The sequence below is a fragment of the Rufibacter latericius genome (assembly GCF_003721515.1).
In the GTDB taxonomy this organism is placed as follows: Bacteria; Bacteroidota; Bacteroidia; order Cytophagales; family Hymenobacteraceae; genus Nibribacter; species Nibribacter latericius.
In genome coordinates, this window is record NZ_RJJD01000005.1 from 20,471 (window position 1) to 43,752 (window position 23,282).

Genomic DNA, 23,282 nt, shown 5'->3' on the forward strand with positions numbered 1-23,282 from the left:
ATTAGAAGGAAAGATTCAGACCTAAGATTAGGTTGCGTGTCTGCGGGTAAGTTCCAAAGTCAATGCCTTGGGCTCTATTAGCACCCCCAAAAGCATTTACCTCTGGGTCAAAGCCTGAGTAGTCTGTAAGAGTGAAGAGGTTCTCACCGGTGGCATAGATGCGCAGGGAGTTCAGCTTGATCTTAGACAACAAAGTAGAAGGAAGATTGTAACTCAAAGTCAGGGTTTTCAGACGCACATAAGAACCGTCTTCTACAAAACGGGAAGAAATGCGGGAGTTATCTGTATTGGCCCAAACTGCTCTAGGGATATCGGTCACGTCACCTGGGTTTCTCCAACGGTTAATCACGGAGATACCTTGGTTTTTAGGATCTGACATACCTTCCATCTCAATACGGGTGGCATTGAAGATGTCATTGCCCTGCGAGCCTTGCAGGAAGATGCTTAAGCCGAAGTTTTTGTAGGAGAACGTGTTGGTTACCCCGTAGATGAAGTCTGGATTGGGATTACCAATGATAGTGCGGTCATCTGGAGAAGGAGTGAAAGTGCTTTCACCGTTTTGGTTGATGTAATAGGCCATACCCGTAGCTGGGTCTACCCCGCCCCACTGATACCCGTAAAACAAGGCCAAAGGAGAACCTTCTCTTGACAAGCTCGCGTCGCCTCTGCCTGCTACGCCGCCGCCATAGAAATTCTGACCTAGGATGTTGGTTATTTTGTTTCTGTTGAACGAAAGGTTCAGGTCAGTAGTCCAGGAGAAATCACCTACCAAGTTTTGTGAGCTCACCAGGAACTCAAGTCCTTTGTTTTGAAGACTTCCTACGTTGGCATCACCACCGTTGAAGCCAGTTGATCTTGGCACTTCAATCGGCAACAACATGTCAGTGGTTTTCTTCAGGTAAGCATCAACTGTTAAGGAGATACGGGAATTCAGGAAAGCCAGGTCTAAACCTACGTTGGTTTGCTCTGAAGCTTCCCAGCCTAACTGGAAATTACCAATAGAAAGCGGGTAATTACCTGGCTGGGTAGCACCCCCAATTGGGTAGTTAGCGCCGTATCCTACCCGTGGCAAGAAGGCATATGGCACAAGGCCTGTGTCGTTCCCTACTAATCCCCAACCTACTCTCAATTTAACATCATTCACCACATTGGTTTTAGGGAAGAATGTTTCCTCTGAGAGTCTCCAACCTACGGAAGCAGACGGGAAATACCCCCAGCGTACTTCAGGACCAAATACAGAAGATGCATCTGCTCTGAAATTCGCCGTTAATAGATATTTGTTTGCAAAATCGTAGGTCACCCGGCTGATGAAGGAGCTGTTGGTTCTAATGGATTTGTTTGCATCTGCTGTTTGGATCACTGCTCCAGCACCTGGGGTAGTCACAGCCGTACCAGAAAACTCAGTACGCTCTATGCTGTTATTTTCCCATTTGTACTTTTGCTGTACAGAACCCACCATCGCGCTGAAATTATGATTCCCCAGCGTTTTAGTGTAAGTAAGGGTATTATCCATGATCCAGTAATCGGTCAGGTTGGTGCTGTTACGGCCAATCCCTTTTCTAGCACGCCCATAGCTTGTCCTGAATGGATCCAGGAAATAGTCATTGATGGCGCTGATAAAATCAATCCCGAAGCTGGAACGGAATTTCAAACCAGGAAGCAATTGTAATTCGCCGTACACATTACCTAACAGGCGTTGGTTGCGGTAATTTCTTTCTGAGCCGTCAGTGCTGGAAATGGGGTTCTCCCAGTCTTGAAACGGGTTGCTGGTGAAGGTTCCATTGGCGTTATACACCCCAATAACAGGCGGAGTAGACAAAACGCCTAAGATAACACCACCCTGGTTTACAGCCTGGTTATCGGCTACGTCAACATCATGGTAGCGGGTATAGCCCATGTTGGTACCAACGGTTAACCAGTTAGAAAGCTTTTGCTCAAAGTTCACTTTAAAGCTGGCGCGGTCCATGGTAGAACTGCGCACAGCCCCGTTCTGCTTCATCCAGCCACCAGAGATGTAGTAGTTGGTTTTGTCAGTTTTTCCTGAGACAGACAACTGGTAGTTCAGAGAGCTTCCGTTCTGGAAAACTTCTTTCTGCCAGTCAGTATTCTCCTGGTAGCGGCTCCAATCAGTATTCTGGCCTAGTTCGGTCATCAGGTCACGGTACTGCTCGGCATTTAATACATCCAGGGTGTTCCACACTTGCGAAACTCCGGTGTAGGTACTGAATTCAAAGGTCGGTTTCTCGGTTCTACCACGTTTGGTAGTGATCAACACCACCCCATTGGCACCTTGGGCACCGTAGATAGCGGCAGAAGAAGCGTCTTTCAGGATAGAGATGCTTTCAATATCTGCCGGGTTAAGGCTTCTGGTATCCGCTGAAGGAACGCCGTCTACCACATACAATGGATCACTGTTGGCAAGGATAGAGCTTGTACCCCGGATGCGGATGTTAAACCCCGCCGATGGCTTACCAGAGTTGGTCAATACCTGAACCCCGGCAGTTTTACCTTGTATTAAGTTACCAATTTGGGTATTAGGGCGGGCATCAAACGCAGTGTTATCAATCACAGACACAGAACCCGTAATGTCTTCTTTCTCCTGGGCACCATAACCTACCACTACAACTTCTTGCAAAGCTTTCATATCTGGGGCCAGACTTACGTTGATAGTAGAACGGTTTTCAATGGCGACTTCCTGGGTCATGTACCCGATGTAAGAAAGTACCAGGGTTCCTGTTCCGTTTGGGACGGTGAGGGAAAAATTCCCGTTCACGTCTGAGGAAGTGGCATTGGTGGTTCCTTTCACTGAAACGGTTACGCCCGGCAAACCGGCTCCGTTCTCATCGGTCACTTTCCCTGACACCCGAAGAACATCCTGCGCCACCGGGGCTACATACGCTTTGGGTTGCGTCATATTTGTTCTTCTGGTACGCACGTGAATGTTGTTGTTCACTTGCTTGAACTCCAGGTTGGTGGTAGCCGCTACTTTCTCCAGCACCTTGTCCAGCGGTTCGTTTTTCGCCTGGACAGAAACCTTGGCCCGGCCAGACACCTCGCTCTCATCAAACGAGAATTTGTACAGGGTCTCGGACTCTACTTTCCGGAAGAAATCCTGCAGGGTGCCGTTGGTGATAGAAAGAGTGATTTTGGTTTTTTGAATGGTACTTGCCGGCCCCTCAGCGGGTGCGGCGTAACCGGAAGAGAAGAGAGCTACGTGCAGCAGCAAAACCGCCAAAGCTCTACGGGCTATTCCTTGTAAGAAGCCGTAAACTTTTTTTTCCATATCTTGGGAGTGTTTAGTGTAAGTTGTTGAATTGCCTTTGGCAGCCCTGATGCGCCAACATTGGGGTTTGCCGAGGTACTTGACAGGTAGGCCACCCAGTGGCTTACCTGTTAAAAGAACAGGTTTCTATCTCATTCGCTCAAGGTCTTTTGAAGTTTATCTGAACTTGTTTCTGGTTTATTTCATAGGTAAAGTTCTTCACGAACCCGATGCCTTCCAGTACCTGGGGCAGGCTCTGCTGGCGGTACTCGCCGGTGTAGCTCCATGTTTCTGAACTAGAGGGCTGCGCTCCTTTTACCTCCACGTCAACTCCATACCAGTTCTCAAGCTTGGCCACCACTTCCTGCAGGTTGGCTTTCTTGAAATACAGCACCCCGTCCTTCCAGCCCAGCACCTCGCGGGTTTCATAGGTACTCACGGCATGTTTCCGGTTTTTGCGGTTGAAGACCAGTTGTTGGCCCGGCACCAGATTCGCCAACGGCGCGGCATCCCTTTTTTCCACGCTCCCGATCTTCACCAAGCCTGTTGCCAGCGCTACGGAAATGGCAGTATCCTTCGGCTCGTATCTGATGTTAAAGGAAGTTCCCAGGGCCTGGGTGTAGATAGCGCCCGATTTCACCACGAAGGGCCGATTTTTGTCTTTGGCTACCTGGAAGAACGCCTCACCCTCTAAGCTGATGTCCCTTCTACCCTCGGCGAAAGGAACCAGATAGGTCACCTTGCTGCCCGGCCGCAACACAATGGAAGACCCGTCTTCTAGTTGGATGGTTTTCCGCTCGCCGGGAGCCGTCTGTACCGCCATCAGCTTTCCCTCAACGGACGCTTTCTGGAAATATTGACTGGCAACAAACCAAATCAACCCTAACGGAAGCAAGATACCGGCGGCCACGCGGGCCCAGGTAGACCAGGCACTTGAGTGCAAGGGCAGCACCTTGGTTTCTGGCTGTGCGTTTTGGGCCTGTTCCTGGATAATGGCCTCTAAACGGCGCCAGGTTTTGTCTGCGTCATGGGCATACTCCGGTTGCGTTTGGTGCTTCTCGGCTTGGGTCCACAGTTCCTGTAGGTGAAGGTCCTGCGCGGGGGTAGGTCGTTGGGTTTTAAACCACTCTAATACCGTCTTGACCTCCTCGGGAGAGCAGGCTCCTTTGTAAAATCGGTCTAGTAGGTTTTGGTCCATGGGTGATAAATGGTGGGGCTTTTACCTATTACACACAACTATGGCTTTGCACCACCTCGGCTTTCAAATATTTTTAACAAAAGTTGGGCTTTTTGTTTTTTCTATAAATTCCTCTACATTTAACATACCTATTTTAGGGTTTTCTAAACTATGTCACGTTGGAGAGCTGTAGGCGTTGGAAGAGAAAAGATGTAGTAGCATGAAAGTCAGGTACTTCAACCAAGAGACCATGCAGGCAGAAGGCAAGGAAAGTTTCACGGCAGACGTAGCGGCCCTCACCACCGGTGACGTGGCGGCCTTTGAACGCCTGTACCTAGCCCTTGAACCCAAACTTTTTGCCTTCGCCATGAAGCTTGTCAGGAGCCGCGAGGATGCCGAGGAAATTGTGCAGGAGGTATTCCTGAAAGTATGGGAAAAAAGAGCCTCTCTTGACCCCACTCAGAACCTGGATGGCTATCTGTTTACCACCGCTAAAAACTTGGTGTATAACAAAGCCCGGCATCGGGTGTACGAGTTCGCCTTCGGCCAATACCTGGCCGATTATGGCGTGGTTTCTGAAAACTCGACCCAAACTGCCCTGGAACACAAAGAACTGGTTCAACTGTTTGAAGAAACCTGCGCCTCTATGCCACCGGTCAGGCGCCAGGTTTTTGTCATGAGCCGGGCCGAGGGCCTCAGCAACACCGAGATCGCCAAAGCCCTGAACACCAGCAACAGCAACATAGAGAACCACATCAACAAGGCTCTGAAGATGCTGCGCGAGAAGTTCAAGAGCTATGACATTGTCTACTCGTTCCTGGTGATCTGCGCGTACCTGCTGTCTTAGATTCAGCGCCAATTTCTGGAAACCGAGTCCTAAACGAAAGAAGCCCGCTGCGGTTAGCCAAAAGACTAACCGCAGCGGGCTTCAATAATTTCGGGGTTTTATGATTTGGAGCCGTTTTCCTGAAAACAGCCCTGAAACGCCAGACCGCTACCTCCCGGCTTTGCCTTGGCCTAACCCAATCTGCAGACCCAAAGAAGGCACAATGGTGATACCAGAGTAATCTACCTGCTCGCCCTTCAGCAACTCAAAGGTGCCGTATTTCTGGTAGAACATAGACAATGCGGGCAGCAGGTAAATGCGCTTGGCGCCAATCTTAGCGTTCACGAAGAGACCGTAAGACGGGAAGTCTCCCTTTCTGGTAAGGCCTTCTATTTTCACGGCTTGTCCGCCGCCCACTTTCTCGTAGAGACGTCCGGGGATGAGGCCATACTCCACGAAGGTATGGTTGTAAGCCACCCCGAAGGAGATGTTCCCGAACTCCTCGTCTACCCCAAAGGACCGGCTGAACACCAACGGCACCAGCACATCTCTTCTGGAGGCCTCGAACTGCAGAATCGGGGAAAGTTTGTCCAGGAAAATTTTTGACAAAATATCAGACTTCTGCCCGGCGTACTGCAAGCCAACACTACCGTACCATCTTTCGGTGCTTTTGGCGGAGCCGGCCAACGGGCCCATGAACTGGTACATGGCATCCAGCACGTGCACCCCCGAGGCATATTTATACCCTACATCCACGCGCGGCAACACTCCGTAGCGCACATAGAAATCGAAATTGGGACCCACCGGGTCAAGGGTATAGGCAATGGCCGCCTTGGTAGCAGATTTCACTAATCCGTCATAATACACTGAGTCGCGGTTGGCAAGGGCCTTAATGGCGTCTTCGCCAACGTCTTTGAGTTGGCTGATGGGTTCTGAGGCGATGTTCCCGCCGAAGTTCGCGCCTACCTTGAATTCCCCGTGGGGCGTAACCCGTCCGGACTGGATTACCGACCGTGGAGCCGTACAGCTAGCTATTGAAACAAATAAAACGAATGCGAAAAATTGCCAGGAACGGCGAAAAGAAAAAACGCTACACATGCCCATCTTGAGGAACCGGGGAAAGAAAATAAGAGAAAAATTGGAGCGAGAAACGGGACTCGAACCCGCGGCCCTCAGCTTGGGAAGCTGATGCTCTACCAACTGAGCTACTCTCGCCGGACACAGCTATGCCTGAACAAAGATAACCAGTTTTCCTTTAGACGCAAGAGCCCCCGCCTCTGGCTTTCGGCGGATAATGGGCTTGTTTGAGCAAACCGTAATCCGTATTTAAAACCACCTCGTATGTAAGAAACCACAGGCCACCTCTGTTAACGCCAACTCTACTACTATGAAAATAAGATCATTATCCTTTCTCCGCCAAGGCGGCTTAGCCCTGGCTGCGTCCGTTTGCTTTCTGGCTAGTTCCTGCGAAAGCAAACGACCCGTGGAAACCGAAAGCACCTCCCGCGAGGATGTTGTGGACTCCTCCTCTGTTTATGAGTCCTCCACTCCCCTCACCGATTCCGCCGAGTTGGTAGCCACCAGCCTGAAACCCACCGGTGCCAAACCCGTCTGGGCCGATGAGATTACCGGTCCCATGCAAGCCATCACCGACAAACTAGGCAGCTACCACGCCAAACCCATTCCGCAGTTGACCGCCCAGGAGGCCCGGCTAAACCCCACCCCTACCACCGCGGTAATGGATTTGATGAAGGAAAACAACATTCCCATGCCTCCCTCTAAAGTAGACACCGTGGGCAAAAAGATACCGGTCACGGGTGGGCAGATCCATGCCCGCGTGTACACACCCCAAACCGGCAAAACCACTTACCCGATCATTGTCTACTACCACGGTGGCGGCTGGGTGATTGCCGATCTGGACACCTACGACGCCTCGGCCAGAGGCTTGGCTGAGCAAGCCGATGCCGTGGTCATCTCAGTGGCTTACCGACAGGCCCCGGAAAACAAATTCCCTACCGCCCACAACGATTCTTTCGCGGCGTATAAATGGGCCCTGAAAAACGCGGCATCCCTTAAAGGTGATCCTAAGAAAGTAGCGGTGGTGGGCGAAAGCGCCGGGGGAAACCTTGCGGCCGCCGTGAGCATGATGGCCCGCGACCAGAAAGTACAGATGCCGGTACATCAGGTGCTGGTGTATCCCATTGCCGGAACCGATACCACCACAGAGTCTTACCGAAAGTATGCCGCAGCCAAACCCTTGGACAAACCTATGATGGCCTGGTTCTTCAAGCAATACCTCCGCTCCCCCGCCGATGGCAAGAATCCTTGGATCAACCTAGTGGGCGCCAACCTGAAAAACTTACCTCCTACTACCATCATCAACGCCCAACTGGACCCACTGCAAACCGAAGGCCGGAAGTTAGCGGAGAGGCTTGAAACTGCTGGTGTTACAGTAGATCATAAGTTGTTCAAAGGCGTGACGCATGAATTCTTCGGGATGGCCGCCGTGCTGAAAGAGGCCAGAGATGCCCAGAAAATAGCGGTGGATGACTTGAAAGAGTCGTTTGAGAAATAATCTGTTTTGTGTGTCCTTTTCGGAAAGCAGCCTTGAAACGGTGAATCTGTTTTAGGGCTGCTTTATTTATTTCGGCGGATAAATGGTTGTTGTTGTTGTTGTTGTTGTTGTTGTTGTTGTTGATCATGCATGCATTTGGCTTATTCTGGCGAAGGGCTGCAGTTTGCGTGAGTTTATAAGCTTTCTTGTTGTATAGTTTCCCTCCGAGCGCTCACGGCCGCGGGGCCCCGTCTTCCGGGTTCGCGCTGTGCCAGCTTCCTTTGCTCCCTGAAGGTCGCAATGCCTGTCGGCACCGGAACTTGCCTAGGCGCTCACCCGAAAGACTGGAATAGGGTTCTTTCAACTGGTGCGTTGTATAGCTGCAGTATTGGTTCTTAATCTTCTTTTTCTTCTCTCAAGGTTCAAGTCCGCGACTTGGGCCCATTATGACCGGTAGTTTGCAAAGCAGTGAAGCGAGAGCCTCAAAAAGCGTTTTCTGCTCCTCACCTGTCTGGTTTCCTTTCCCAACAGTACATTCCCCTACGCACTCCATGATTATTCCCTAATTTTGCGGTTCTTTCTGTGGAACATGATAAAATCTTTTCAGCCGAGGGCATTGCGGCGGAGCGTTCATATTGCCATGTTGCTGGCGCTGGGTGTAGCGATGCTGCTTTATACCGTTTGCCGGGTCCTCTTCTATCTATTCAACCGATGCTTTTTTGCTGAGACGTCTTTCTCTGATCTGCTGTACCTCATGTGGGGCGGACTGAAGTTCGACTTGGCGGCTATCATCTATACCAATCTGTTGTTCTTGGTGCTCATGCTGCTGCCGTTTAGGTTTCGGTACCACCCTGTGTACCAGAAGGTAGTCAAATGGGTGTTTCTGGTCTTCAACAGCTTGGGCTTGGCTCTGAACTGCATTGACTTAATATATTACCGCTTTACGCTCCGTCGCACTACTGGAAGCGTGGTGCGGGAGTTTGCCAACGAGGATTGGGGTGGTTTTGCTTCCAGTTTCTTAGTTGATTTCTGGTATGTGGCCCTAATTTGGCTAGGCTTGGTGGCGTTGATGGCCTGGCTGTACAACCGCATCAAGTTGGAGAAAGCACCTACGTACAATCCGTGGTTTTATTACCCATGGCACACTGTAGTGCTGGTGCTGACCATTGGATTGAGCATTGCAGCCATGCGCGGCGGTTTCCGGCACAGCACGCGCCCGATCACGCTTAGTAATGCCGGCGAATACGTAGAACGGCCACAGGAGATGTACATCGTGCTCAACACGCCTTTCTCCATCATCAGAACCATCAACAAGACCAGCTACCAGAAGCTCGCTTATTTCCCCGAGGAGCAGGTGGCGCAGGTGTACAACCCCATCCATCAGCCTGTGGATTCTGCCAGGTTCCAGAAGAAGAATGTGGTGGTGATTATCCTGGAGAGTTTCGGGAAGGAGGCGATTGGCCGTTACAACCGGCATCTGGAGAACGGCACCTACACCGGGTTCACGCCTTTTCTGGATTCGCTTATGGGGCAAAGCAAAGTGTACTGGAACTCCTTCGCCAACGGCCGGAAATCCATTGATGCGCTGCCGTCGGTGCTCACCAGCATCCCCAGCATCCAGGAGCCGTTTGTCTTGACGCAGTACGTAAGCAACAACCTGCCCAGTCTGCCCCGCACCCTTCGCCAGAAAGGCTATCATACCTCTTTCTTCCACGGGGCTCCCAACGGCTCTATGGGCTTTGATGCGTTCATGAACCTGATTGGCATAGAGCAATACTTTGGCATGACCGAGTACGGCAAACCCGAGGACTTTGACGGCATGTGGGGTATCTGGGACGAGGAGTTCCTGCAGTTCATGGCCGGCAAACTCAACACGTTCCAGGAGCCGTTCATGAGCGCGGTGTTCACCACGTCTTCGCACCACCCGTACAAGGTGCCGGAGCGGTATCAAGGCAAGTTTAAGAAAGGTCCGTTTGAGATTTTTGAGTGCATCGGGTACTCAGACATGGCCTTGCGCAAGTTCTTCCAGAAATCGAGCCAAGCTCCCTGGTTCAAGAACACCCTCTTCGTCATCACTGCAGATCACTCTGCCACCCACACCTTCTACCCCGAATACCAGACGGCTTGGGGCAACTTTGCCGTGCCTATTCTCTTCTACACCCCCGGCGATTCTACCTTCAGAGGTGTGGACCGAGACCGCGTGGTGCAGCAACTGGACATCATGCCCACTGTGCTTGGCTATCTGGGCTACGACCAGCCGTACTTCTCCTTCGGAAAGAACATGCTAAACCCAGCGGAAGGAAACTTCGCCATCAGCTATCAAGGCAGCTACCAATGGACCGAGGGCGACTACTTCCTGCAGTTTGACGGCACCAACACGCTTGGGCTGTTCAACTACAAAGAAGACAAATTCCTGAAGGACAACCTCAAGGACAAGGAACCGCTCATCAGGGTAGCCATGGAAAATAAACTGAAAGCCTTTATTCAGCAGTACAACAACCGCATGCTAGAAAATCGGCTTACAGCGAAATGATTGCTGATTGTTAGTTGCTGATTGTTGGCATCCGGTTTCGGGGCTATTTAAAAGAAAATAGCCCCGAAACCGGATTTTCTTTAGTAGCTCACACAAGGTGCTTGTTAAAGATTTACCACGCATTTCGTCCCCCTTTGAAGGGGGTAGGGGGATGATTGTCCGGGCAGATGAAGGCATTCCTAATTTGTAGGGGCAATCCCTTGTGGTTGCCCTTAAGTGAGGAAGAAAACTTATAACTGAGCAGAAGCTTTTGGCTCTTCATACGACATGGTCATCCCCCTACCCCCTTCAAAGGGGGACACTCAGATATCGTCACATAATACCATGCAAGGGTTTACCCGTAGAAACCAGTTTGAAGCCTAAGGCCAAGAGTTAGTTATCTACCTTTGTAGCCGCTGTTCCTAGCTTGGTTTTCTGAAAACGAATCCAAAACGCTCCAGCAGCTTACCCATTTTATAACTCTTGACTCAAGACTCAGAACTCATGACTACTAATAATAAGCCTACTCTTTTCTATATCTCCGATGCCCTCTGCGGCTGGTGCTTTGCCATGGGTCCGCAGATTGAGAAGTTGCACGCTGCCTATGCTGACAAATTCCATTTTGAAGTGCTGAGCGGGGGCATGATTCTGGGCGAGCGTGTGGGGCCCATCGGGAGCATGGCTAGCTACATCAAACAGGCTATGCCCAGGCTCAATGAAATAACAGGCGTGAAAATGGGTGAACCGTATTTCACAGAGGTGCTGGACAAAGGCACGTACATCTCTAATTCAGAGCCACCAGCTATTGTGCTGAGCATCTTCAAAGAACTGCGCCCAGACCAGCAGGTGAAATACGCCAAAGCCATTCAGGATTTACAATTTAAGGAGGGCAAAGACTTCAACCAGATAGAAATCTATCTGCCACTGGCGCAGGAAGCAGGCCTTACCGAGGAGCAGTTCCGGGAGCGCTTCGCGGATGAGAAGTATCGCATGCTAGCCCAGCAGGAGTTTGCGCAGGTTCAGGCGTGGGGCATTCAGGGTTTCCCGTCCATGGTGGCGCAGAACGGAGAACAACTGTATCTAGTCACCAGAGGCTATGCCAAGTTTGAAGATCTTACCCCTGCTTTGGATCAGGTTCTCGCTCAATAAAACGACAGGTCAATCTTCTTCGGGCGGCCAATTTGAATTCGGCTGCCCACTTTTTTTACCAACATTCCTGAGTTTTCCGTAGAGTAGAACACGAACTGAACTATCTACTTCTATGAAAAAAGAAACCACTTTATTTGTTAGTCGCTCCTTCTGGAGAACGGGAATGTTCTCCGCCGTTACCAGCCTGTTTCTATTGGGTGCCTGCGAGGCGAAAAAGCCCGCCGACCAGGAAGCCAAGGACCGTGATGATGCCGCCACAGACATCACCGAAGACGCAGATCCAGACAGCACCGTAGAATCCCCGGCTACCACCGGCTATATAGCTCCTCTGGCAGGGCCTAACCTGGTTTAAACCTGGAAACCAAGTTACCTTAGCAACACTAAAAACAGAGTTAGGCAATACTTCAGGCCAAAACTAAAACCTGCTTGCAAGTCTGTTTTGAGGCTGTTTTACCGAAAAAAGGCTATAAAAGCAGGCATCATTTTACCTATGTAAAAGTCTCTTGTTTTTAGGCCTTCTTGAAACTATATATCTACAATAGTTGTATATACAATAGAGCAACGTATATTTGCCGGACCAACGGCCGTAAGCCCATGAAATTAGAGGATGAATTGAAGCAGAAGACATTTGGCAGCCCTTACCGCCGCATGGTGGTAAACATCATGTTCACGGGTAACTGGCTGCAAAAAGGGTTTTCCTGCCAGTTGAAGCAGTATGGGATATCGTTGCAGCAGCACAATGTGTTGGGTATTCTTCGAGGGCAATACCCAAATCCGGCTACGTTAGGCCTGGTTCAGGAACGAATGCTGGACCGTGACTCCAATGCCACCCGTTTGGTTGACAAACTGTTGGAGAAAGGACTGGTGACCCGGTGCCAATGTTCTGATAACCGCCGCAAAGTAGACATCATGATTACTGAGAAAGGCCTGGAGTTGCTGAAGCAAACCGACACCATCATGCAGAACCTGGAGGAGAAATACAGCCAGATCAGTGAAGAAGAAGCCATCAAAATTGGCGAACTGATGGACAAACTCAGGGAAAGAGATCAGTAATATTTTTTTATGCATATAGTTGTATATACAACTGATGTTTTAACAACAAAGTAAAAAGATGAGTCAGAAAGAAAATCAATCGCTGTTACAGCCTTATAGAAAGGGAGTTCTCCAACTGAACAACCGCTTGGTAATGGCCCCTATGACCCGCAGCCGGTCTAATAACCCAGAGAACGTACCTACTGAGTTGAACGCCAAATACTACGCGCAACGCGCCAGCGCCGGCCTTATCATCTCAGAAGGCACGCCGGTGAGCCCACAGGGCGTGGGGTATGTCAACATCCCGGGCATTTACTCCCCTGCGCAGGTTGAAGGCTGGAAAGGGGTGACCAAGGCCGTGCACGAGAAAGGCGGCAGAATCTTCGCGCAGCTCTGGCACGTGGGCCGTATGTCGCACCCAGATTTCCACAACGGCGAACTACCGGTGGCACCATCGGCGGTTAACCCCAACGACCAGGCATTCACCGAGGAAGGTTTCAAACCAACCGTGACGCCTAGAGCTTTAGAGACCGAGGAAATCAAAGGCATTGTGGAGGACTTCAGGAAAGCCGCTGCCAACGCGGTAGAAGCTGGCTTTGACGGCGTAGAGATCCACTCTTCCAACGGTTACCTGTTCCACCAGTTCTTCAGCCGCTGCTCAAACCAGCGCACCGATGAATACGGCGGAACTGTTGAGAACCGCGCCCGCTTCTTCTTTGAGGTGCTGGATGCCGTGAAAGAACTTATTGACCTGAGCCGCGTGGGTGTTCGTCTGAACCCGTCTATGCACGAGCAGTTCGGGATTACCGTGGATGAGGAAACCGCGCCTACGTTTGAGTACATTGTGAAGCGTCTGAACGACTACAACCTGGCGTATCTGCACCTGACTGAGGCTTCTCCTAAAGTTGCCGAGTTGCCCTACGCCATCAAAGAAGTAGCCAAGCACTTCCGTCCGCTGTACAACGGAACGCTCATCATCAACGGCGGCTTCACGCAGGAAACCGGAAACAAAATCCTGTCAGACGGGTTAGCAGACCTGGTGGCCTACGGCAGACCGTTCATCGCGAACCCAGACCTGGTAGAGCGTTTCGCGGAGCAAGCCGAGCTGAACGTCCCGGACTACAACACCTTCTACAGCAACACCGGCGAAGTAGGCTACACCGATTACCCTACCCTGGCCGAGGCTGCTGCCTAACCACAAGGAACACACAACTGCATATATAGGAAAGGGCCGCACGCATTGTGCGGCTTTTTTCGTTTTAAAGGTATTTTGGTAAAATGAGGCTTGAAACGGAACCCTCCTCCAACTTGTCATCTTGGAAAGATCTTGTGGGCGAGCTAGAAAAGCTTTGTGGTAAGCGCTATTACCGTTTTCCCACAATATGCTTTCAGAATGCCAAAATGAGGAGCATCCAGCAATACGTGCGGACACGAGCCGGAGGCTCGCGCTAGCGGAGAGAAGCCTTCTTTCCAGAAAACAGGCTCAAAGCGTCTCTTTCGGTCTATCGGGGGACAAACCTAAAAGAGAGTGCTTATGGGTTTCGGGCTTCTTTTTCTGAAAACAAGCCCAAAACACCCATCCTCTAAACTGCTTAGCATCAACCACTATTTTACTGCAAATTCCTTAGCATAACGTACCTTTGTGGTTCTGCTTTGAAGTGTGAACGAGGTCTTGATGAAAGCTGATTCCCCATCCTTTGCGATCGTGCATTTATATGCCACCGGCTCCTATGGTTCCAAACATGGGCTGCTGCAGGTAGGGGTATTGTCGTTGCAGAAAGGGAATGCGGTGCTGAAGGAATGGTTTATCAACCCCGAGGCGGAGTTTGGCCGCAGCGTGCAGAAACTCTCCAAAATCAGCAAGGAACAGGCAAAAAGCGCTCCCCTCTGGCAAGAGTTGAAAGCCGAGGTTCAGGAATACCTAAGCACCTTCACGCACGTGTTTTTCTTTCACGAGCGTCACGAGCAAACCTGGCTCAAGCATTACATCTTGGCAGGAATGCCCACACCGCCCATCTGCGCCGATCTGGCTGTACTTTCTTCTTTCTTTCTGCCGCACCTGAACCTGATGGAGATAGGCGATGTGGTAGCCCTTTCCACTGCTGCCCAGAAAAAGCCTGCTTCCCAACCCATGCACGTGGCCTTAGCGGCCCTGCACACGCAACTTTTCAAACTGTTAGAGGTGCTGTTGCAGAAAATCTCCAGCACTCCGGAAGATGAACCCGGCGAGCCTACGTTATTCATGCAGCTACTAAGGCAGGTACTGGACTTAGGCACCGTGTACATGGGCAGTGCCTGGCGCACCTTACAAGCCGCTGCCGAGCACATCGAAACGTTGGAGCCGCTGGATTTACACTGGCTCACGCCGCTTCCCACCTCTGAGGTACCGGTGTTGCCGTTTCACTTGCGGGAACTGCTCACCTCCTGGCTCCCTACCGTAACCGATGCCACCGCGGTAAAGCCGAGGGTAGACATTGCCCAACCATCGGACCAACTTGTCCATGATGCCCTCCACGCCTGGTACAAGAAACACGGACTGCCGGAGCGGTACGCCCAGATGCAGTACGCCCAGTTCTGCAACAAAGCTTTAACCGATAAAGGCACGTTTGTGGCCGAAGCGGGAACAGGCACCGGCAAAACCATGGGCTACCTTATCGCCGCCGCTGAGCTGCTGCGCCTCAATCCTGGTCGCAAAGTAGTGGTAGCAACGGCTACCAAAAACCTGCAGGAACAAGTCATGCAGGGCGAGATTCCGCGGCTGCGCTTCAAGGGAGGTCTACATTCCCACCTTCGGCCTGCCATTGTGAAAGGCAAGAACAACTATGTCTGTGTTTCTGCGCTGCTGGATTTGTATGACGAGCTGGTGGTGCAGGAGAAAGGCACCATCCGGGAAGGACTGAGCTGGCTGTACCTGGTGCTGCGCGTGCACCATACCCAAGGCGAAGTGGAAGAGATTCCGCACAACATCAGGGCCATTCTGCCAGATACGTACCGTCTACTCATGGAGGCGAATGCGCAGGAAGTTTGCGTACCCAAACTGTGCCAGGAACCCGCCAAGTGCACGTACGCCAAGCACATGGAGCTGGCCTATGCGGCCGATATTATTGTGACGAACCACCACAAACTGCTACAGCTGCCGCCTAAACTCACCGATCTCATCAAACACTGCATCATTGACGAGGCAGACCAATTCCCTGATTTCGCCCGAAGCGCCCTAAGTATGAACTTCAGCCTGGGAGTGGTGGAGGCCAGGCTTCTGCGCCCATTATTGGGCAAGGATTACCGCAAAGGCTTCCTGGACAGAGTGGCGGAACGCGTGGCACATCACGTGGAAACCGAAACGGCCCAATTGGTACTGGACGAGATTGATTCCATTCACCGCGACTGCGCCACCATCAGGGCCAGTGGTGAGCTGATTCAGGCGTTGCCTATCCAAGGAGAGCAGCGCTGGCAGGAGGAAATCTCCCTGGAAGAAAATGGCCGCTGGGTTAAACGGGAGTTCAGCGCTGATATTGAACAAGCCCTGCAGGAACTCCTGACTGCCATCCAGTTTGTGGCCGGCAAGATTGACCGCATCCTCAAGCTCCTGAAACAGCCCGAGGACAAGACCTTCAGTCGCCTGGAAACCTACAAGGAGAAAGCCGCAGAGTTTGCCGATTCGCTCCAGAAAATCACCAGCGACTTCCCGGCCCGCAAATGGATTCATGTGTTGGAGAAAAGCGGTCAGAACTGGTCGGTGAGTAAGATGCCGTATTACCTGCAGGACGAGATGGAGAAGCTGCAGAACGTCTATCCCAGCCTGCTATTCACCTCGGCTACGCTGTACGTGGGTGGCAACACGCAATACTTTAGAAACCAACTGGGCCGGCAGGAGCCATTCGCCCAGGAAGTCCGGTATTTGTCGCCGTTCAACTATGAGCAGCAGGAGAAGGTCCACGCCGTGGTGCCCGCGTTTATTCCCTGCTATGAACACAGAATGGCGCAGGACCAGAAACAGGCCTGGCTCCAGACTTCCATGGAAACGCTGCTCAAGTGCATTGTGGCCCTGAACGGCAGAACCCTGGTCCTTTTCACCAGCCGAAGAGACATGGAAGACGCCTACCGTTGGCTGCACCCGCGCCTGCCCGCCTATGACATTGAGTTGTTGAAACAGGAAGGCACCAGTTTGTGGGAGATAAGGAGGTTCCGGCAGGAAGAGCATTCCGTTTTGCTGGGGCTGGACCGCATGTGGTCAGGCGTGGATTTTCCGGGCGTTACGCTCTCGCAGGTGATTGTTTTCCGGTTGCCGAATCCCTCATTGGGTAATCCGTTGGTGGCGCACCGGCGTGAGGTGGAAGGCGGTTTCTTCTGGAGCAAGTTCTACTATCCGGCCAGTCAGCATAAGTTGCGGCAGGGCTTCGGACGTTTGGTGCGGCGCGAAAAGGACAAAGGCGCTTTCGTGATTCTGGATTCCCGGGTGCATCACACGGCCCGCATGCAACACCTCAAAGACGAACTGCCGGTGGATATTACGCCTTTCCATGCCGGTGCAGAAATGGAAAATTGGCTGTTGAAAACGCTTTTGCCTAAACTGGAACTGGCCTCTGAATGGGAGCGCCGGGGAGTTTCGTTTTTACAGTCCTAATCGTTTCGGGCCTGTTTTCTGGATATCGGGCCTGAAACGGATTTCCTCAGTGCGTACGACGTTACAATGTAACGTCGCTACAGGCCAATATGTAGCGTCGTTGCACTACAACGACATCATCCGGCAGGATGAAAGGACGCTACCTTCCCCATTAAAGCTAACACAATGCAAAAAAGTCTTCCGTACACGGGAGGTCCATGCGTTGACTTTACTAAACAGCTTCTAAGCTTTGGATCTGTTCTACATTCAACGCCAGGACTTCTACATCCAACGCCAGAACATGGGCTTCAGGTCATAAGTATATTGTCACAACTCCCCTGATTAAAGAATTTCCTGCTCAACCTCCAGCTAATTAAGATTATTTCAAGGAATTTTCGGCTGACCTCATTTTTTGGCCACAGTTCTAAACTTTCTGCCTTAACTTTGGGCAATTTATACATACCGCTTTACTAATGCCTAGAGATAATTCCATTAAGTCGATCTTGATCATTGGTTCCGGTCCTATTGTAATTGGGCAGGCCTGTGAATTTGACTATGCTGGCTCCCAAGCCTCCCGCTCCCTGCGCGAAGAGGGGATTGAGGTTACCCTCATCAACTCCAACCCCGCCACCATCATGACCGACTCTATTACCGCGGACAACGTGTACCTGAAGCCGCTGGAGAAGAAGTCGATCATTGAGATTCTGGAGAAACACAAGATTGACGCGGTATTGCCTACCATGGGCGGACAGACTGCGTTGAACCTGGCAATTGACTGCGAAAAAGCTGGTATTTGGAAAAAATACGGCGTGAAGATCATTGGCGTAGATATTAAAGCCATTGAGACCACAGAAGACCGTGAGAAATTCCGCCTGCTCATGCTGGACCTGGGCGTAAATGTCTGCAAAGGCAACACCGCTACCTCGTTCCTGGAAGGGAAGGAAATCGCGCAGGAAATCGGCTTTCCGCTCGTGATTCGTCCGTCGTTCACCTTGGGTGGAACCGGCGGTGGTTTCGTGAACTCTCCTGAGGAATTTGACCAGGCCTTAACCCGCGGTCTGCACGCCAGCCCTACCCACGAGGTACTGGTAGAGCAAAGCATCATGGGTTGGAAAGAGTATGAGCTGGAGCTGTTGCGCGACAACATCGGCAACGTGATCATCATCTGCTCTATTGAGAACTTTGACCCGATGGGTATCCACACGGGTGACTCTATCACGGTCGCGCCGGCCATGACTTTGCCAGACACCATCTACCAACAGATGCGGGATTTGGCCATCAAGATGATGAACGGCATCGGGCAGTTTGCCGGTGGCTGTAACGTACAGTTCTCGGTGAACCCCGAGGATGACACCATCATCGCCATCGAGATTAACCCGCGCGTGAGCCGCTCTTCGGCGCTGGCCTCTAAAGCCACGGGTTATCCTATTGCCAAAGTAGCCGCCAAACTGGCGATTGGCTATAACCTGGACGAACTGAAAAACTCCATCACCAAAACCACCTCGGCGTTCTTTGAGCCCGCGCTGGACTACGTGATTGTGAAGATACCGCGCTGGAACTTTGACAAGTTCAAAGGTGCGAACAAACAATTGGGCTTGCAGATGAAGTCTGTGGGCGAGGTAATGGGCATCGGCCGTACCTTCCAGGAAGCCTTGCAGAAGGCTTGTCAAAGCCTGGAGATCAAGCGCAACGGCTTGGGCGCCGATGGCAAGGAAAAGACCAACTACGACCAGCTCATGTACAGCTTGGAGCACCCTAGCTGGGACCGTCTGTTCACCATCAAAGATGCCATGAAATTTGGCGTAGCTACCAGCACCATCCAGAAAGTAACTAAGATTGACCCTTGGTTCTTGCAGCAGATTGAAGAGTTGGAGCTGACCGAGCGTGAGATCCTGAAATACACCATCGACAACATTCCGGTGGATTTGATGCGCAGCGCCAAAGTGAAAGGCTTCGCCGATAGACAGCTGGCGTACCTGTTGCGCTGCAAGGAAAGCGAAGTGCACGAGAAACGCACCAGCATGGGCATCAAGCGCGTGTTCAAGATGGTAGATACCTGCGCCGCTGAGTTCGAGGCCGTGACGCCTTACTACTACAGCACCTTTGACGGCGAGAACGAGAGCAAAGTCTCTGACCGCAAGAAAGTGGTAGTGTTGGGCTCCGGTCCAAACCGCATCGGGCAAGGTATTGAGTTTGATTACTCCTGCGTGCACGGCGTACTGGCTGCCAGCGAGTGTGGCTACGAGACCATCATGATCAACTGCAACCCCGAGACGGTTTCTACAGACTCTGACATCTCTGACAAGCTGTACTTTGAGCCGGTGTTCTGGGAGCACATCTATGACATCATCCTGCACGAAAACCCTGTAGGCGTCATCGTACAGCTTGGCGGACAGACCGCTCTGAAACTGGCTGAAAAACTTACCCGCTATGGCATCAAGATCATGGGAACTACCTATGAAAGCCTTGACTTAGCCGAAGACCGCGGTGCCTTCTCAACCCTCCTGAAAGAAAACAACATCCCGTATCCTCCATTTGCGAGCGTTACTTCTGCCGAGGAAGCGCTGGAAGTCTGCAAAGACCTGAAGTTCCCGCTGCTTGTGCGTCCTAGCTACGTATTGGGTGGTCAGAACATGAAGATCGTGATTAACGAGAAGGAACTGGAAGCGCAGGTACTGGATATCCTGAAGGACAACCCCGGCAACAAAGTACTTCTGGATCACTTCCTGGACCGCGCCATCGAAGCCGAGGCTGATGCCATTTGCGACGGTGAGAACGTGCACATCCTGGGCGTAATGGAGCACATTGAGCCCGCCGGTATCCACTCCGGTGACTCCTACGCGTTACTGCCTCCTTTTGACCTAAGCGAGAACGTACTGAACCAGATTGATGAGTACACGAAGAAAATCGCCTTGGCGCTGAAAACGGTTGGTTTGATCAACATCCAATTCGCGATCAAGAACGAGATTGTGTACATCATTGAGGCGAACCCACGCGCCAGCCGCACGGTGCCGTTCATCGCGAAAGCCTACCAAGAGCCGTATGTGAACTACGCCGCCAAAGTGATGTTGGGCGAGAAGAAAGTAACCGATTTCACCTTCAATCCAGTGAAAAACGGTTACGCCATCAAGGTACCGGTATTCTCCCACAGCAAATTTCCTGAGGTGAACAAGGAGCTAGGACCAGAAATGAAGTCAACCGGCGAAGCCATCTACTTCATAGACAACCTGGAAGACGAATACTTCACCAAGATTTACTCTGAGCGAAATTTGTACCTGAGTATGTAATTAGTAGGCACTCACTGCGTAGCACGATGTTAGGTAAGAAAAGGGCTGTTCTGGTGGAGCAGCCCTTTTGCGTTTTGTGGGATTGCTTTCTGTTTGAACCGTAGAGACAAGGCATGCCTTGTCTCTACCACTCATTTCTTCTTTTTCTATCTGCTTGCGTTGACGCAAACTGTAGTATCTGCAAGAAGCCCTTCTTCTAGTTTAAGGCTGATTTACAGAAAACGGGCCTTTAACTCGGGAGTTGGAAGCATACAACTCTCCTGCTGGCCAAACCAACGGTAGCGGTTCCTGGATACCCAATCATACAACGGGTCCCGCAGGAACCTCGGCATTAAGACAAAAACGTACAAACCAGACCAGCCGCCGCTTAAACGGCGCACAATGCGCAGGGCAGCCGCAGACCGGGTGTAGATCTTTCCGTCTTCCACCAGCAATACACTCTTGAATTGTTCCGTTGGTAAACCATGGATTCTAAGCACCTCCTGGCCAGTATCGGACTGTAAAGAGGCAAACCTGAAATAACTTTTTGGATCATTATTGATCACAAACTGTACAAATCCGTTACAAAGGTTGCAGACACCGTCAAAGAGGATAGTTGGAGAGGAAGGAAGCATAATTCGGGAACATGGAGGTGGAAGCCTGTTCTTTAGTACGTCTAAGATAAGGCTCCGGGGAAAGAAAACGCGCTTTGTAGATAATTTTTAGTAAAAAATGGCACCTTTCTAATAAGTGTGCGTAAAAGATGAACTTGAAAAGGGAAACCATTTATAACCATTCATTAACCTGTCAAAACTATGAAAAAGACTTTTGTAAACATGTTCGCAGTTGCCGCATTTGTAGCAGCCTCGGCGTTAACGTCTTGCTCAGGCGCTTCTGAGACAACCACGGATACTACATCCACTGATATGAGCACCGAAAGCGGTACTACTGGTACCACCTCGGGTACTACCGGTACTACCTCTGGCACTACTGGAACTACCACTGGTACCACTACCGGAACTACCTCTGGCACTACTGGAACTACCACTGGTACCACTACCGGAACTACCACCGGCACCACTACTGGTACAACTGGCACAACAGGTACTACTGGAACAACTGGAACAACTGGTACTACTACCGGAACCACCACTGGTACAACTGGCACCACTACCGGAACTACCACTGGTACTACCACTGGTACAACTACCGGCACCACCACAGGAACCACTACTACCGGCCGTTAATGGTCTAAAGTAAACGTTCTTAAGAACGTTCCTGTATCACAGAAAAGGCAAGGCCCATTGGTTTTGCCTTTTCTGTTTTCCCTTTCTTCATCCTTATCCCTATGCATCTACTCAGACAGTATCTGCATCGCGTATTTTACACAGATACCCGGGCCATTTCCTTCATGCGAATATGGGTGGCCAGTGTATTGTTGCTGGACATTGGCATCAGGGCTTCAGATCTGGAGGCGCATTATTCAAACATTGGGGTACTTCCCTTGCACGTGCTGCACGCCAACGCCTGGAATCAATATTTCTTCTCTTTTCACACCCTCAGTGGTCTTTGGCAATTTGAACTAGTCCTGTTTTGCATAGCGGGTGTGGCGGCCGTCTGCCTGTTGCTGGGGTACCATACGCGCTTGGCTACCTTCGTTTCCTGGATTCTGCTGCTTTCCCTGCAGAACCGAAATCCGCTTATTACCCAGTCCGGTGATAGCCTGCTCCGGATGCTGTTGTTTTGGGGTATGTTTTTACCTTGGCATCGGCATTACTCCGTAGATGCCCGCCGTTCCCTCACCTCAGAAACCAACACCCACTACCTGAGCATGGCCTCGGCGGCTTATCTCCTGCAGGTGGGCTGGGTATACGTGTTCACCGCGCTCCTCAAAAACGGCCCCGACTGGACCACCGATGGCACCGCATTATATTACGCCTTAAGCATCGACCAAATCCTGATGCCTGGTGGCCGAATCCTTTACCAGTACCCGCTGCTGATGAAGCAACTCACACACGCCACTTATTTTCTGGAGATGTGGCTGCCCTTTGTACTGCTAATCCCTTGGCGCACTACCTGGTTCCGGATGCTGTTCATTGTAGCTATTGTGGGTTTGCACATCGGGATCAGTTTGTCTTTGTTTGTAGGCTTGTTTTACCTGATCAGCATCTCGGCGGTAATTGGGCTGCTGCCCACTCCGGTAATGGACACAGTAGACCGTTACTTGCGGAAGGGCTACGCCAAACTGCATAAACGTTGGTCCAGGTTGGGCAAAGGAATGCGCTCGCCGGTAGAACTGGAGATGCAACTGAAGTGGAATTCTCCCCAATTCTCCAATGGGTTTCAACTAAAATACCTGCGGGAAGGGTTGGTACTGGTGGCTCTGATAATGGCTTTCTGGTGGAACCTGAGCACTTTGGGCATCCCTTATTTACAGGTACCGGCCAAGTTGCAATGGGCCGCTTTGGTGCCTCGCCTGGATCAGAACTGGAGCATGTTCGCCCCTAATGTCTTCAAGGAAGACGGATGGTACGTACTGGAGGGAATCACTAACGGCAACCAGAAAGTAGACCTGAACCAGCAAGGCAAAGAACCCGATACCGTGAAGCCTGCCTCGGTGGTGAGCCTCTTCAAGAACGACCGTTGGCGCAAATACTCAGAGAACTACCTGTTTGTGCCCAATGAATACATGCGGCCTTATTACTGCTTTTACCTTATGCGCCGCTGGAACGAGAACCACCCTCAACAGGAACAAATCAACGAACTGTCGGTGGTGTACATGAAAGAAGTCACCCTCCCCAATTATAAAACCGAGCCTATCAAACGCGAGGTACTCTGCCATTGCAAGCCTTAAGGATAAAGCCGTTTAAGGGCTGTTTTCTCTAAAACAGCCCTTAAACG

The 23,282-nt window shown here is 51.2% G+C and carries 15 protein-coding genes and 1 tRNA gene; 11 read left to right on the forward strand and 5 right to left on the reverse strand.

What is annotated here, in order from left to right:
- Nucleotide 1 precedes the first annotated feature (1 nt).
- Nucleotides 2-3,283, reverse strand: a complete 3,282-nt coding sequence (locus tag EFB08_RS09700; RefSeq protein ID WP_123126766.1) for a TonB-dependent receptor — start codon at nucleotides 3,281-3,283, stop codon at nucleotides 2-4.
- Nucleotides 3,284-3,422: 139 nt separating this feature from the next.
- A complete protein-coding gene (locus EFB08_RS09705) occupies nucleotides 3,423-4,460 on the reverse strand; it encodes a FecR family protein (protein ID WP_123126767.1) in 1,038 nt (345 codons plus the stop codon).
- Between the two features lie 199 nt (nucleotides 4,461-4,659).
- On the opposite strand from EFB08_RS09705, the gene EFB08_RS09710 reads away from it, so the two are divergent.
- Nucleotides 4,660-5,286 (forward strand): RNA polymerase sigma-70 factor, encoded by a 627-nt coding sequence (locus EFB08_RS09710; RefSeq protein WP_123126768.1) that lies wholly within the window; start codon nucleotides 4,660-4,662, stop codon nucleotides 5,284-5,286.
- A 147-nt stretch (nucleotides 5,287-5,433) separates the two neighbouring features.
- Here EFB08_RS09710 and EFB08_RS09715 read toward each other — a convergent pair whose 3' ends face one another.
- Nucleotides 5,434-6,363, reverse strand: a complete 930-nt coding sequence (locus EFB08_RS09715) for a hypothetical protein (RefSeq protein WP_123126769.1) — start codon at nucleotides 6,361-6,363, stop codon at nucleotides 5,434-5,436.
- 41 nt (nucleotides 6,364-6,404) lie between these two features.
- A tRNA-Gly gene (locus tag EFB08_RS09720) sits at nucleotides 6,405-6,480 on the reverse strand.
- A 172-nt stretch (nucleotides 6,481-6,652) separates the two neighbouring features.
- Between EFB08_RS09720 and EFB08_RS09725 the strand changes: the two genes are divergently transcribed.
- The 8 genes from EFB08_RS09725 (at nucleotide 6,653) to carB (ending at nucleotide 20,402) form a co-directional block, all read left to right on the forward strand.
- Complete coding sequence (locus EFB08_RS09725) at nucleotides 6,653-7,840, forward strand: alpha/beta hydrolase (RefSeq protein WP_123126770.1); 1,188 nt, start codon at nucleotides 6,653-6,655, stop codon at nucleotides 7,838-7,840.
- Between the two features lie 568 nt (nucleotides 7,841-8,408).
- The gene (locus tag EFB08_RS09730; protein WP_123127038.1) at nucleotides 8,409-10,352 is read left to right on the forward strand and encodes an LTA synthase family protein; all 1,944 of its coding nucleotides are present in this window, start codon (nucleotides 8,409-8,411) and stop codon (nucleotides 10,350-10,352) included.
- A gap of 483 nt (nucleotides 10,353-10,835) precedes the next feature.
- Nucleotides 10,836-11,480 (forward strand): DsbA family protein, encoded by a 645-nt coding sequence (locus EFB08_RS09735; protein WP_123126771.1) that lies wholly within the window; start codon nucleotides 10,836-10,838, stop codon nucleotides 11,478-11,480.
- Between the two features lie 112 nt (nucleotides 11,481-11,592).
- On the forward strand, nucleotides 11,593-11,832 hold the full coding sequence (locus EFB08_RS09740) for a hypothetical protein (protein ID WP_123126772.1): 240 nt from the start codon (nucleotides 11,593-11,595) through the stop codon (nucleotides 11,830-11,832).
- 242 nt (nucleotides 11,833-12,074) lie between these two features.
- Nucleotides 12,075-12,533 (forward strand): MarR family winged helix-turn-helix transcriptional regulator, encoded by a 459-nt coding sequence (locus EFB08_RS09745; protein ID WP_123126773.1) that lies wholly within the window; start codon nucleotides 12,075-12,077, stop codon nucleotides 12,531-12,533.
- 58 nt (nucleotides 12,534-12,591) lie between these two features.
- Complete coding sequence (locus EFB08_RS09750; RefSeq protein WP_123126774.1) at nucleotides 12,592-13,707, forward strand: alkene reductase; 1,116 nt, start codon at nucleotides 12,592-12,594, stop codon at nucleotides 13,705-13,707.
- 480 nt (nucleotides 13,708-14,187) lie between these two features.
- Complete coding sequence (locus EFB08_RS09755; protein WP_123126775.1) at nucleotides 14,188-17,136, forward strand: ATP-dependent DNA helicase; 2,949 nt, start codon at nucleotides 14,188-14,190, stop codon at nucleotides 17,134-17,136.
- Nucleotides 17,137-17,588: 452 nt separating this feature from the next.
- Nucleotides 17,589-20,402: a carbamoyl-phosphate synthase large subunit gene (carB, locus tag EFB08_RS09760; RefSeq protein WP_123126776.1), complete on the forward strand. Its 2,814-nt coding sequence runs from the start codon at nucleotides 17,589-17,591 to the stop codon at nucleotides 20,400-20,402.
- 212 nt (nucleotides 20,403-20,614) lie between these two features.
- Here the strand turns inward: carB and EFB08_RS09765 are convergent, their stop codons facing one another.
- Nucleotides 20,615-21,016, reverse strand: a complete 402-nt coding sequence (locus EFB08_RS09765; protein WP_123126777.1) for a thiol-disulfide oxidoreductase DCC family protein — start codon at nucleotides 21,014-21,016, stop codon at nucleotides 20,615-20,617.
- Between the two features lie 180 nt (nucleotides 21,017-21,196).
- Between EFB08_RS09765 and EFB08_RS09770 the strand changes: the two genes are divergently transcribed.
- On the forward strand, nucleotides 21,197-21,628 hold the full coding sequence (locus tag EFB08_RS09770) for a hypothetical protein (protein WP_193553965.1): 432 nt from the start codon (nucleotides 21,197-21,199) through the stop codon (nucleotides 21,626-21,628).
- Between the two features lie 101 nt (nucleotides 21,629-21,729).
- The gene (locus EFB08_RS09775; RefSeq protein WP_123126778.1) at nucleotides 21,730-23,235 is read left to right on the forward strand and encodes an HTTM domain-containing protein; all 1,506 of its coding nucleotides are present in this window, start codon (nucleotides 21,730-21,732) and stop codon (nucleotides 23,233-23,235) included.
- The last annotated feature ends 47 nt before the right edge of the window (nucleotides 23,236-23,282 follow it).